General features: G+C 64.0%; 11 protein-coding genes. 6 read left to right on the top strand and 5 right to left on the bottom strand.

Going from position 1 to position 12,915, the window contains the following annotated elements; translation table 11 throughout:
* Window positions 1-33 precede the first annotated feature (33 nt).
* The 3 genes from ACYQ0L_RS09355 to ahpC form a co-directional block, all read right to left on the bottom strand.
* Window positions 34-2,139, bottom strand: a complete 2,106-nt coding sequence (locus tag ACYQ0L_RS09355) for a peroxidase family protein (protein WP_459788830.1) — start codon at window positions 2,137-2,139, stop codon at window positions 34-36.
* Window positions 2,140-2,339: 200 nt separating this feature from the next.
* Window positions 2,340-3,929 carry an alkyl hydroperoxide reductase subunit F gene (ahpF, locus tag ACYQ0L_RS09360; protein ID WP_459788831.1) on the bottom strand — a complete coding sequence of 530 codons (1,590 nt, stop codon included), beginning with the start codon at window positions 3,927-3,929 and terminating at the stop codon, window positions 2,340-2,342.
* A 182-nt stretch (window positions 3,930-4,111) separates the two neighbouring features.
* On the bottom strand, window positions 4,112-4,678 hold the full coding sequence (ahpC, locus tag ACYQ0L_RS09365) for an alkyl hydroperoxide reductase subunit C (protein ID WP_459788832.1): 567 nt from the start codon (window positions 4,676-4,678) through the stop codon (window positions 4,112-4,114).
* Between the two features lie 484 nt (window positions 4,679-5,162).
* Here ahpC and ACYQ0L_RS09370 point away from each other — a divergent pair, with 484 nt between their 5' ends.
* Window positions 5,163-7,205 carry a putative bifunctional diguanylate cyclase/phosphodiesterase gene (locus tag ACYQ0L_RS09370; protein ID WP_459788833.1) on the top strand — a complete coding sequence of 681 codons (2,043 nt, stop codon included), beginning with the start codon at window positions 5,163-5,165 and terminating at the stop codon, window positions 7,203-7,205.
* Between the two features lie 94 nt (window positions 7,206-7,299).
* Here the strand turns inward: ACYQ0L_RS09370 and aroC are convergent, their stop codons facing one another.
* Window positions 7,300-8,373: a chorismate synthase gene (gene aroC / locus ACYQ0L_RS09375; RefSeq protein ID WP_459788835.1), complete on the bottom strand. Its 1,074-nt coding sequence runs from the start codon at window positions 8,371-8,373 to the stop codon at window positions 7,300-7,302.
* Between the two features lie 281 nt (window positions 8,374-8,654).
* Between aroC and ruvA the strand changes: the two genes are divergently transcribed.
* From ruvA to ACYQ0L_RS09390, 3 genes are read left to right on the top strand one after another with little or no spacing between them, the layout of a single operon-like run.
* A complete protein-coding gene (gene ruvA, locus ACYQ0L_RS09380; RefSeq protein WP_459788836.1) occupies window positions 8,655-9,254 on the top strand; it encodes a Holliday junction branch migration protein RuvA in 600 nt (199 codons plus the stop codon).
* A complete protein-coding gene (locus tag ACYQ0L_RS09385; RefSeq protein WP_459788837.1) occupies window positions 9,254-9,811 on the top strand; it encodes a DsrE family protein in 558 nt (185 codons plus the stop codon). Before ruvA ends, ACYQ0L_RS09385 begins: the two co-directional genes overlap by 1 nt.
* Window positions 9,812-9,843: 32 nt before the next feature.
* Window positions 9,844-10,215: a hypothetical protein gene (locus ACYQ0L_RS09390; RefSeq protein WP_459788839.1), complete on the top strand. Its 372-nt coding sequence runs from the start codon at window positions 9,844-9,846 to the stop codon at window positions 10,213-10,215.
* A 53-nt stretch (window positions 10,216-10,268) separates the two neighbouring features.
* Here ACYQ0L_RS09390 and ACYQ0L_RS09395 read toward each other — a convergent pair whose 3' ends face one another.
* Window positions 10,269-10,604, bottom strand: coding sequence for a GIY-YIG nuclease family protein (locus ACYQ0L_RS09395; protein ID WP_459788840.1), 336 nt, complete (start codon window positions 10,602-10,604; stop codon window positions 10,269-10,271).
* A gap of 62 nt (window positions 10,605-10,666) precedes the next feature.
* Between ACYQ0L_RS09395 and ruvB the strand changes: the two genes are divergently transcribed.
* Together ruvB and ACYQ0L_RS09405 are read left to right on the top strand one after the other, a co-directional pair.
* On the top strand, window positions 10,667-11,695 hold the full coding sequence (ruvB, locus tag ACYQ0L_RS09400) for a Holliday junction branch migration DNA helicase RuvB (RefSeq protein ID WP_459788841.1): 1,029 nt from the start codon (window positions 10,667-10,669) through the stop codon (window positions 11,693-11,695).
* Window positions 11,696-11,922: 227 nt separating this feature from the next.
* Window positions 11,923-12,903 carry a hypothetical protein gene (locus tag ACYQ0L_RS09405; protein WP_459788842.1) on the top strand — a complete coding sequence of 327 codons (981 nt, stop codon included), beginning with the start codon at window positions 11,923-11,925 and terminating at the stop codon, window positions 12,901-12,903.
* Window positions 12,904-12,915: the final 12 nt, after the last annotated feature.

The raw sequence follows: 12,915 nt of genomic DNA on the forward strand, positions 1-12,915 counted from the left end.
GCCTTCCTTGTCCGCGAGGCTATGCTGCGCCGATCAGTGATATTTGGCGTGGCTGAGATCGAAGCGGTCGGCGTCCATCACCTTGGTCCAGGCGGCCACGAAGTCCTTCACGAACTTCTCCTCGTGGCCGGTCTCGGCATAGACCTCCGCGACCGAGCGCAGCTGCGAGTTGGAGCCGAACACCAGATCGGTGCGCGTGGCGTGCCACTTCTCTTCGCCCGAGGTGCGGTCGGTGCCGACGAATTCCTCGTCGCCGCTCTCGTCGATCGTCTGCCACTTCGTGCCCATGTCGAGCAGGTTGACGAAGAAGTCGTTGGTCAGCTGGCCCGGCCGGTCGGTCAGCACGCCGATCGAATGGCCGTGTTTGGCATGCTCGCTCACCGCGCCCAGCGCGCGCATCCCGCCGACCAGCACGGTCATCTCGGGGATCGAGAGGCCCAGCAGGCTAGCCCGGTCGATCAGCAGATCCTCGGTCTTCACGCTCGCCTTGGTCTTGAGGTAGTTGCGGAAACCGTCGGCGAAGGGCTCCATCGGCTCGAAGCTCTCCGCATCGGTCTGCTCCTCGGTCGCATCGCCGCGCCCGGTGGTGACCGGAACGGTGATGTCGAACCCGGCATCCTTCGCCGCCTTTTCGACCGCCGCCGCGCCTGCAATCACGATCGCATCGGCCATCGAGAGATCGCCGCGCAGCGCGTCGAGCTTCGAGAGCACCTTTGAAAGCTCCTCGGGATCGTTGACCGCCCAGCTTGTCATCGGCTCCATCCGGATATGCGCGCCGTTGGCACCGCCGCGATGATCGCTCTTGCGGTAGGTGCTGGCCGAAGCCCACGCCGCCTTGACCAGTTCGCGCACGCTGAGCCCGCTATCCATCACCTTGGACTTGAAGTCGGAAACCGCGCTGTCCGAAGCCTGGGTTCCCGCAGGCACCGGGTCCTGCCAGATCAGGTCCTCGCTCGGCACATCAGGGCCGAGGTAGCGCGCCTTGGGGCCCATATCGCGGTGAGTCAGCTTGAACCACGCGCGGGCGAAGGCATCGTCGAGCGCGGCCTGATCGTCGCGGAAGCGTTCGGAGATCTTGCGATAATCCGGGTCGCGCTTCAGCGCCATGTCGGCGGTGGTCATCATGGTCGGCACCTTCTTGGAGGGATCGCGCGCGTCGGGCGCCATGTCCTCGGGGTCCGGGTTGACCGGCTGCCACTGCTTCGCGCCCGCCGGGCTTTCCACCAGCTCGTAGTCATACTTGAACAGCAGCCGGAAATAGTCGCCGCCCCACTGCGTCGGGTTCGGCGTCCATGCCCCTTCGAGGCCGGAGGTGGTGATGTGACCCTGCTCGATCTGGTCGGCATCGGTCGCCCAGCCGAAGCCCATCAGCTGCAACGCCTCGCTTTCGGGCGCACCGCTCAGCTGGTCCGGCGGGACCGCGCCGTGGCACTTGCCGAAGGCGTGGCCGCCGGCGGTCAGCGCAACGGTTTCCTCGTCGTTCATGGCCATGCGCGCGAAGGTTTCCTTCATGTCGCGCGCCATCCCTTCGGCGTCGTGCGGGTTGCCGCCGGGGCCCTCGGGATTGACGTAGATCAGCCCCATCTGGATCGCGGCGAGCGGATTTTCGAGCGCCTTGCCCTCATCGGGAATGATGCGCGTCTCGACGCCCTGGTCGACCCATTCTTCTTCCGAACCCCAGCTGATGTGCTTTCCGTATTTCTGCTTGATCGGCCACAGCAGGCGGCGCGCCTTGTCGAGATTGCCGTTGTCGGGCCACGAGTTGAGCGGGGCAAACCGCTGCTGGCCGCTCGAGGCTCCGCCGCGCCCGTCACCCGTGCGATAGGTGCCCGCCGCGTGCCACGCCATGCGGATGAAGAACGGGCCGTAGTGGCCGTAATCCGCCGGCCACCACGGCTGGCTGTCGGTCATCAGCGCGTGCAGGTCTGCCTTGAGCGCGCTGCAATCGAGCGCGTTGAAGGCTTCGGAATAATCGAAATCCTCGCCCATCGGATCGGGCGACTGCCCGCCTTGCGTCAGGATGTGGAGATCGAGCGCATCGGGCCACCAGTCCTTGTTGGTGCGGCCAAGCAGGGCGCGTACGCCGCCATCGCCATGTACGGGGCAGCCGCCCCCGATCGAACCAGTCTTCGCGTCCATCATCCGCTCCTTCTCGAAAGGCGACTCGTGCCGCCGATGAAGAGAGAATGCGCTCGATGCTCTGATTGGTCCAATCGATTAATTGGCTCTAACTGATTTGCTTTTGCGATGATATGTGCGGCTTGCCGTAGCGTAATGCGAAACGGCGCCACCTGCGCGAACAGGTGATGCCGCTTTTGTGAGCATGCGGGGAGAGGGCGTCAGGCTGCCTGCGCGATCTCTTCCGCCGGTTCGGTGCGGATGAGGTAGTCGAAGGCGGTCAGCCCGGCCTTCGCGCCCTGGCCCATGGCGACCACGATCTGCTTGTAGGGCACGGTGGTCGCATCGCCTGCGCCGAAGATGCCGGGCAGGTTGGTCGCGCCGCGCTCGTCGGTCACGATCTCGCCGTGCTTCGACAGTTCCAGCCCGCTGTCCTTCAGCCATTCGGTGTTGGGGACGAGACCGATCTGCACGAACACGCCCGCGAGCTCGATCGTGCGGTCTTCGCCGCTGTCGCGGTCTTTCACGATCATGCCGTTGACGCGGCTGCCGTCACCGGTGATCTCGGTCGTCTGGCCGTTGGTGATGATCTCGACATTGTCGAGGCTCTTGAGCTTGTCCACCAGCACCGCGTCGGCGCGCAGCTGCGTGTCGAATTCGACCAAGGTGACGTGGTCGACGATCTTGGCGAGGTCGATCGCGGCTTCGACGCCCGAGTTTCCGCCGCCGATCACCGCGATCCGCTTGCCCTTGAACAGTGGCCCGTCGCAGTGCGGGCAGTAGGCCACGCCCTTGTTGCGATAGTCCTGCTCGCCCGGCACGCCGAGGTTGCGCCAGCGCGCGCCGGTAGCGAGCACGATGGCACGCGCGGTCAGCTCGCCGCCATTGGCGAAGCGGATTGTGTGCATACCGCCTTCGGTTTTCGCCGGGATCAGTTCCTCGGCCTGGACGAGGTCGATCTTGTCGATCGCGTTTTCCTTGACCTGCTCGTCGAGGTCGGCGGAGAGCTTGGGCCCTTCGGTATAGGCGGTGCCGGGCAGGTTCTCGATCCCGAGCGTGTCCTGCAACTGCCCGCCGAAACGTTCGGCGGCGATCCCGGTGCGGAAACCCTTGCGCGCGGTATAGACCGAGGTCGCGACCCCGGCGGGCCCGCCGCCGATCACCAGCACTTCATAGGGCTCGCGCTCGTTGAGCTTGGCTGCGGCCTTCGCGCCTGCGCCGGTGTCGAGCCGTTCGAGTATCTGCGGCAGTTCGATCTTGCCGTTGTAGAAGCTCTCCCCGTTCAGGAAGGTCGCGGGCACAGCCATGATGTCGCGTGCCTCGACCTCGTCCTTGTAGGCGCCGCCTTCGATCAGCGTGGCGGTGATGCGGCTGTTCTCCAGCGCCATCAACGTGAGCGCCTGCACGACGTCGGGGCAGTTGTGGCACGAGAGCGAGAAGAACATCTCGAACTCCAGATCGGTCTCGATCCGGCGGATATCTTCCAGCACGTCGGCATCGACCTTGGGCGGGTGACCGCCCGCCCACAGCAGCGCGAGCACCAGCGAGGTGAACTCATGGCCCATCGGCAGCCCGGCAAAGCGGACCCATTTTTCAGCATCGCTGCCGCGGCGGATGATGAAGCTGGGCTTGCGTTCGTGGTCGCCGTCGAAATCCACGCTGACCATGCCGTGCAGCGCCGCGATCTCTTCGAGCAGCTCGCGAGTCTTGGCAGACGTCGTGTCGTCACCGAGCGAAGCGACGAGCTCGACCGGCTCGCGCAGGTTTTCGAGATACTGCTTCAGCTGATCGGTCATCTGTGCGTCGAGCATGGGAAAGGACTCCATCGAAAAATTTGTCATTGCGAGCCGCTGGAAGCGGCGCGGCAATCCATCATCGAACGGGTCGGCTTGGGGACCGGTTCGAACATGGATCGCGTCCTCGTTGTCACTCCTTGCGATGACGAGGAGGGTGAGGGGAGGCCCGGCATGTGCCGAGCCTCCGGTAGTATCGCTTAAAGCTTGCCGACGAGGTCGAGCGAGGGGGCCAGCGTTTCGCTGCCTTCTTCCCACGCTGCCGGGCACACCTGGCCGGGGTTCTCGCGGACGTACTGCGCCGCCTTGATCTTGCGGGCGAGTTCGTTGGCATTGCGGCCCACGCCTTCGCAGGTCTGTTCCATGATCTGGATCACGCCGTCGGGATCGACCACGAAGGTCGCACGGTCGGCGAGGCCCATTTCCTCACGCAGCACGTCGAAGTTCTTCGACAGCGTGTGCAGCTGGTCGCCGAGGAACGGGAACTTCAGCTTGCCGATCTTCTCGGAAGTGTCGTGCCACGCCTTGTGGCTGAAATGCGTGTCGGTGCTGACGGCATAGACTTCCACGCCCATCTTCTGGAGCATGTCGTACTGCTCGCCGAGGTTTTCCAGCTCGGTCGGACATACGAAGGTGAAGTCCGCCGGGTAGAAGAAGAAGACGGCCCACTTGCCCTTCACGTCCTGATCGGTGACGTCGAAGAAGTCCTTGCCGGCCTGGAAGGCGGTGGCTTTGAACGGTTTGATTGCGGATCCGATGATACCCATTGCGTGTCTCCTCTTGGGGTTGAAACTCACGGCCTAGATAGTGGGTGTTGCAACGCACAAAAGCGATTTGTGGCGATGGCCGCAATCGGAATTATCGATGAAATCGGTGGAACTTTCCGAGGGCGGGGATGTGCGGCGATTTCGCCGCGATCTTCGCGGATCTGTCCGATCCGCAGCAAGGCTCGTTCATCCGGTGGGGCCGGGAGGCAGAAATCGGCCGGGAGCGGGATGTCCGGGTTTCGGCAACGCTATAATGCAAGTGGACCCTGCCACATCCTTTCCTCGCCTTTTCCGGCCTGGGCTGCTGTTTGCGCGATGAGTTCGTGCCCGTGACAAGCATAGAGCGGCTATGGTGTAATACCCAAGGCGGCGCGTTCGGGATAAGAGGCTGGGCTATTACGTTGATTGCGGCTCAAAATAATCGTTCGGTCTTTAACCAATCGCAAGGTCATTTTCGATTATGATTCCTCCAGAGGAATTAGGCATGTCGAAGCCAAAAGCGGTCGAGGTCGAGCGCGGTCTTTTGTCGATCGCCTACGCCAACCTTCCTACCTTGCTGATTATGAGCGTGGTTGCATCGCTCGGCGCGTCGGTGGTGCTGAGCGGGGCGGGATACACTTGGGTCTGGTTCTGGTTTGCCGGGCTGCTTTTTCTCAACTTCGTCCGGTTCGCACTCGGCCGTGGCGTTTCGGCGGAAAAAATTCAGCAAGCCGAAATGGCGACGGCCGCCCGTTACCGCCGGACCTACGCAATCGGATTATATGGCTCTGCCGCGCTCTGGGTCGCTCCGCTATCTTTGGTTGGGCCCGATTCCGTCGTGTCGATCTATACGCTTGCCATAATCTTCTCGGCACTGGCGGCCGGTGGATCGGGCATCATGGCCGCCCTGTTGCGGGAGGGGCGGACCTATATCGCGATCATGCTGGGCCCGGCATCGATCATCATGTTCCGGGGCCTGGGGGACGGCACGGTGCTGATGGCGCTCGGCCTCGTCTTTCTGGCCGTCATGCTGGTGGTCCATGACCGGAACCACAAGGTTACGCGCAGGGCGCTGGAACTCTCGATCGAAAACCGGCGGCTGATCGAGCAATTGCAAACCGTCAATGCGGGCCTGGAGGACAAGGTCGCCAGGCGCACCAGGCAACTGGAGAATGCCGCGAACAGCGACGATCTGACAGCGCTGGTAAACCGGCGGGGCCTGATCAAGTGGATGGAGCGTCACCTCGACCCAGACGTCCCCCTCGAAGCATCGGCGCTGTTCCTGGACCTCGACCGGTTCAAGCAGATCAACGACGCGATGGGCCACTCCGTCGGCGACCAGGTTCTGAAAGTCGCCTCGCAGCGAATGATGGCCTGCGTGCCCGATGGTGCGGTGCTGGCGCGGTGGGGGGGCGATGAATTCGTTATCGTCCTGCCGCAGAGCGCAGATGTCAGAACCATGGCGCGCGATGTTTCCAACTGTCTGTTAGAGCGCATCGCCCAGCCTATCCTGATCGACGATCATGCGGTGACTATCGGGCTATCCGTCGGCACCTCGTTCTACCCCTCCGATGCAAGCGATCACCGCGCCCTGATCCTGGCGGCCGATCTCGCAATGGCAGAGGTCAAACGCAACGGGCGCGGGGCGAGCCTCGAATATTCCGAGACGCTGAGCCTGGTCCAGCGACGACGGTTCGAGCTCGGTCGCGCCCTCGGGGCGGCCATAGAAAACGACGAACTGTTCCTGGAATACCAACCGATCGTGGAATCTTCGACGGGGCGGATCCACGCATTCGAAGCCCTGGCCCGCTGGCAGCACCCGACCTTGGGCCGGATCGATCCTGCAGAGTTTATCGAACTGGCGGAGACCACGGACCGGATCAATGCGCTTGGCGGTTTCGTGCTTGAGAAGGCCTGCCGGGAGGCGGCGACATGGCCCTGCAGCGATCATGCGCCCAAGGTTGCCGTCAACGTATCGGTCAAACAATTGCGTGACGAAAACTTCGCCATGAAAGTCATGCGCATCCTCGCTCATGCGAAGCTTCCCGCAGGCCGCCTCGAGCTAGAAGTCACCGAATCGCTGTTCGAAAACGATCACCCGGCGATCATAAAGCAGACGATCTCCAGCTTGCGCGCGCTGGGCGTGTTCATCGCGATCGACGATTTCGGCACCGGCTATTCATCCCTTTCGCGCCTGCAAAACCTGCCGGTCAATGCGGTGAAGATCGACCGGTCCTTCGTCGCGGATCTGGAGGGGAACGGTCGCGCGGTGATCGAGAGCATCATCATGATCGCAAAGCGGCTCAAGCTCGATGTGGTGGCGGAAGGTGTCGAGACGGATGCCCAGCTTGATACCCTGGTCGGCATGGGGGTGAACTGCCTGCAGGGATATCTCCTCGGGCCGCCGTCACGGCAGACGGAACCCTCTTTCGAAAGAGAGCGCTCCGACTGGACTGCGGGAGACTTCGGCAGGCCATCGGATCGCTCTGTTCCCGACACGTCCGGCCCCACCAGGCAATTGAAATCCGGTGCCACTCAGCGGCGGTAAGCGCAAAGCTGACACATCACCCCGATCAGGGCACAAGGCTGCGGCCGAGGCATTGGATCGAGGACATCCGCAGTCGGCTCCTCAGCGAGCAGCTCTACCCGCACTGCGCCCGATGCAGCAGCGCCTGATCCGCCAGCACGCAGGCCATCATCGCCTCGACCACGGGGACGCCGCGGATGCCTACGCAGGGGTCGTGGCGCCCCTTGGTGCTGATCTGGGTTGCCTCGCCTTCTCGCGTGATCGTGTCGACCGGGGTCAGGATCGAGCTGGTCGGCTTGAATGCCACACGGCAGGTGACCGGCTGGCCGGTGGCGATCCCGCCTGCGATGCCGCCTGCGTGGTTGGCGGTGAACGCGGGCCCGTCGCCCTCTGACGCGGGCCGCATCGGGTCGGCGTTCGCTTCGCCCGAGAGGCGCGCGGCGTCGAAGCCGTCGCCGATCTCCACGCCCTTGACCGCATTGATGCTCATCATCGCCGCCGCCAGCTCGCTGTCGAGCTTGGCGTAGAGCGGCGCGCCCCAGCCTGCGGGGACTCCGTGCGCCACACACTCGACCACCGCGCCGAGCGAGGAGCCTGCCTTGCGTGCGTCGTCGACCAGCTTTTCCCAGCGCTTTGCGGCGTCCGCGTCGGGGCACCAGAAGGGGTTTTGGCCGATCTGCTCGGCGTCGAAATTCGCCGGGTCGATTCGGTCGCCGCCGATCTCCGCCACGTAGGCGAGGATGCTCACCTGCGGCACGACCAGCCGCGCTACCGCGCCCGCCGCGACGCGCATCGCGGTTTCGCGTGCCGACGAGCGCCCGCCGCCGCGATAGTCGCGGAAGCCGTATTTGGCGTCATAGGTGTAGTCGGCGTGGCCGGGGCGATAGGCCTGCGCGACGTTGGAATAGTCTTTGGACCGCTGATCGACATTCTCGATCATCAGCGAGATAGGCGTGCCGGTCGTCTTGCCCTCGAACACGCCCGAGAGAATCCGTACCTCGTCGGGCTCGCGCCGCTGGGTGGTGAACTTGCTCTGCCCCGGCTTGCGCCTGTCGAGCCACGGCTGGATATCGTCCTCGGCCAGTGCGATGCCCGGCGGGCACCCGTCGACCACAGCGCCGATCGCCGGCCCGTGGCTTTCCCCCCAGGTGGTGAAGCGGAAGACCCGCCCGAATGTGTTCCAGCTCATGGCGTAAAGCGTTGCCTCAACAGCCCGGTGCTGTCCACGCCCCGAGCCGGCCGGGCGCATTTTCCTACTCAGCAGGGGTGCGGTAGGGTGCCACCGCTCTTTCCCATCGTCGGTTCAGCGGGTTCCGCGCGATTGATCGCTTCACACGATTAAACGTCACTTACTGATCGAATGGATTTCCTCCCCTGGACACTGTGTCAGGTGTGTCAGGCGCGCTTTCGGACCGACAAAACCTGCGCACTGCGCTGGCAATGCGAGTTGGAGTAGGGCAGGAACAAACCATGATTGCCAAGCTGACAGGAACGCTCGACGCGACCGGACCCGACTGGGCAGTGATCGACGTGGGCGGCGTCGGCTACCTCGTCCACTGCTCCACCCGTACATTGGACGCGCTGGGATCCGAAGGCGGGCAGGCGCGCGTCTTCACCGACTTGCAGGTCAGCGAGAACGACATGCGGCTGCTCGGCTTCGCCGAAGCGGCGGAGCGCGACTGGTTCCGCCTGCTCACCAGCGTGCAGGGCGTGGGCAGCAAGGTGGCGCTGGCGATCCTCTCCGTCCTGTCGGCGGGCGAGGTGCAGGCGGCGTGCGCGGGCGGCGATGCGGCGATGGTCGCGCGCGCGAACGGCGTTGGGCCGAAGCTCGCGGGCCGGATCGTCAACGAGTTGCAGGACAAGGCGGGCGCGCTGCCCGTGGCCCCGGGCGGGGTGGCGGTGTCCGCTCCCAAAGGCGGGGCGAGCGCCGATGCCGTCTCCGCGCTGGAGAACCTCGGCTTCAAGCCCGCGATCGCGGCCAAGGCCGTGGCCGAGGCGATGGGCGAACTGGGCGAGGGCGCAAGCGAGGGCGAGTTGATCCGGGTGGCGCTGAAGAAGGCGGCGGGGTGATGTTTATGCGAGTGACATTGATGGCGGCTGCGGCGCTGGCAATCGGCGCGCCCGCGGCGGCGCGGGACGCGCAGCCCGCGACCTTCACCTATGGCCCGGTGTTCGAGGAGTTCGGCCCGGTCGCGGACGTGCCCGATGCCGACTTCGCCATTCCCGAGGACGCGAGCTTCCACGTCGCCTTCGACGTCTCGCAGCCTCCCAAGGACGGCAAGCTCAACCGAGGCTTCGAAAGCGCGGCTCGCTTCATCAACCTGAATGCGCGCGCCGGGGTGGAGCCGATGGAGAACCGCGTGGCGGTGGTCGTCCACGGCGCTGCGGTGCTCGACCTGCTGACCGACGCCGCGTGGGCCGCGCGCGATCGCGGCGAGGCGAACCCCTCGGCTGCGGCGGTGCGCGAGATGATCGACCAGGGCGTGCGCTTCATCGTCTGCGGCCAGAGCGCGGCAGGGCAGGGCGTGGCAAAGTCCGAACTGCTCCCCGGAGTGGAGATGGCCCTCTCCGCCATGACCGCCCATGCGCTGCTCCAGCAGCAGGGCTATACGGTGAACCCGTTTTGACCGAGGGTCGCCCTTCAGAAACAGAGTCGGATGTGGCCGAACCCATTCGCCTCTTCCCGCCAGATCCGAGAACAATCGGTGGTCGTTACCTTTTCCCATTTATAGATTATGTAGTTCGAGTTGCAGAAATAGTTGCCTTGGCTGCTCTTTTCCGGGCGGCGGCCGACCTGTCGGGTCATTGGCTTTTAGAGGTATTTTCTATCCTACTAGCGATCTGTGGTGGGGGTTATGCAGGGATAATCTTCACCGCGATATTTCTCGGGATCAAGAGAATCGAGGAGAAGAATCGCAGGCTAGCCTGGGCCCTTGGAATTCCAGCTGCAATTTTGGTTGGATTGGGAGCGGTCGTCATTGGGCATGAAATTTCTCAGGTTGTTTCTGAACTGACTGAGGTGTCACCGTGACTGAGCACCTTTGCCCTCACGGTCGATCCCATCATCGTCACCCTGAACTTGTTTCAGGGTCCAGGCGGCGTCTCTCGCGGCTCCATCGGCTCGAAGCCAAGCCCGATCGCCAAGTCGCGCCAGTCGGGGTTCTCGCGTGCGATCAGGTTGAGCTTCCAGTCGCGGCGCCAGTTCTTCAGTTGTTTCTCTCGCTTGATCGCCGATTCCATCGTGTCGAACAGCTCGAAGTGGACCAGCCGATGCACAGCGTAGCGCTTGGTGAAACCTTCGATAGCGCCTTCGCGGTGCTGCCACAGGCGGGCAACCAGATCGGACGTGACGCCGATGTAGAGCGTGCCGAAGGGTTTGCTCGCGAGGATGTAGACGCAGGGTTGCTTCTTTGTCGGCATGGTTTTGAGAGTGCCGCCGGTTGGATGCTGAAACAAGTTCAGCATGACGTTATGGTGGCGGTGTGACCGACCAACCCCTCCACACCCCCGAACGCCTGCCGGATGATCCCGATGCGGCGCTGCGGCCCAAGACGCTCACCGAGTTCATCGGGCAGGAGGCTGCGCGTGAGAACCTGGGCGTGTTCATCGCCGCCGCCAAAACACGCGGCGAGGCGATGGATCATACGCTGTTCTTCGGGCCGCCGGGGCTGGGCAAGACCACGCTGGCGCAGATCGTCGCGCGCGAGCTGGGCGCGGGGTTCCGATCGACCAGCGGACCGGTGATCGCCAAGGCGGGCGATCTCGCCGCGCTGCTGACCAATCTCGAACCGCACGACGTGCTGTTCATCGACGAGATCCACCGCCTCAATCCGGTGGTCGAGGAAGTGCTCTACCCCGCGATGGAGGATCGCGCGCTCGACCTGATGATCGGGGAGGGGCCCTCGGCGCGCAGCGTGCGGATCGACCTGCCGCCTTTCACGCTAATCGGCGCGACCACGCGGCAGGGCCTTCTGACCACGCCCTTGCGCGATCGCTTCGGCATTCCGGTGCGATTGAACTTCTACACGCATGAGGAGCTGGAGCGGGTGGTGACGCGCGGCGCGAACAAGCTCGGCCTTGCGATCGAGCCCGACGGCGCGCGCGAGATCGCCCGCCGCTCGCGCGGGACGCCGCGTGTCGCCGGACGCCTGCTGCGCCGCGTGCGCGACTTCGCCAGCGTCGACAACGCGCCGAGCATTACCGCGCAGGTCGCCGACAGCGCGCTGACCAAGCTGGAGGTCGATTCGCTGGGCCTCGACGCGATGGATCGCCGCTACCTCACCATGATCGCGGAGACCTATGCGGGTGGCCCGGTCGGGATTGAGACGCTGGCCGCGGGCCTCGCCGAACCGCGCGATACGCTGGAAGATGTGGTCGAGCCGTTCCTGATCCAGCTGGGGCTGGTGGCACGCACAGCGCGCGGGCGCTGCCTCAATGCGGGCGGGTGGGGCCATCTCGGCCTCGAATCGCCCAGAACCGATTCGCCGGACCTTTTCGCGGGCAAAACCTGACGCCTCGCATAACTATTCTGCGGGATCGGGTGCCAGCATGGGACAGGTGGACGCAAAGCTGCGGTGCTGGCGGCGCGATCGAGCCTGGAACGGGTGATTTCATGGTTAACTGTATTGCGACGGCGATCCTATGTGAGGTGTAACCCGGCCAGGCGCACATTGCCGCACCCATCGGAACCGCCGATTGCAACGGTTTATAAAGCGCACCCAAGTAAAGAGCCTGGCTTATGTCCATGAAGATCGCCCTCGCCAAACTCTCCGCCACTGCTGCGGGTACCGCATTACTTGCCGGTGGTGCACTCCACGTGGCCGAAGAACAGGTTGCCGCGACCGACTACAAATCGGTCAAGGAAGCGCCTGCGAAACCCGCGATGCGCTACGTCAAGGAAGACCGCGTGGTCGAGCGGACGGTGCCGCGCACCACTCTGCGCAAGCGGCAGGTCGTCAAGCGCACGGTCGAATGTGTGCCGGAAAGCCTGGCAGACGGTGGCGAGCAGGTGATTTACGACGCGCGTGAGCGCACTGCGCGCATCTCTCACGATGATCCGGACCTGGTCGCCGCAGCAGAAGCGTGCGCCCAGTTCGGCGACGGCGCATCGCGCACGGTCGTGTCGGTGGCCCCCCCACCGCCACCGTCCGGCGGCTACGCTGGCGGCGGCGGCGGCCAGGGCGGCGGCGTGACCGTTATCGGGGGCAGCGGAGGCGGTTTCGGGGGCGGCTTCTTCGGCGGGTTCTTTGGTGGCGGCGGAAGCAGCGGCAACCTTGCCATCAGCACCACGACGACGAGTGGTACGCCTGGAACAACCGGCGGGGTGAATATCGATATCGATATCGATAACTCGAACGAGCAGAGCCAGGATCAGGACCAGAGCCAGGACCAGGAGCAGGAACAGAGCCAGGACCAGGAGCAGAGTCAGGAACAGGAAAGTACCAACAACAACAACAACTCAAACGAGAACAATAACTCGAATGAGAACAACAATTCGAACGAGAACAACAACTCGAACGAGAACAACAACTCGAACGAGAATAACAACTCGAACGATAACGACAATCACAATGACAATTCGAGCGGCTATACGAGCACCAGCGGGACGACTGGCGGCAGCGGCACCCCGGTACCTGCACCGCCGGTAAGCCTGCTGTTCGGTGCTGCTGCGCTGGTGGTTCTCAGCCGCCGCTCATGGACCGGCAAGACTGCCGGCTGAGCGGAGCTTTAT

The sequence above is a fragment of the Alteriqipengyuania triglochinis genome (assembly GCF_054655655.1).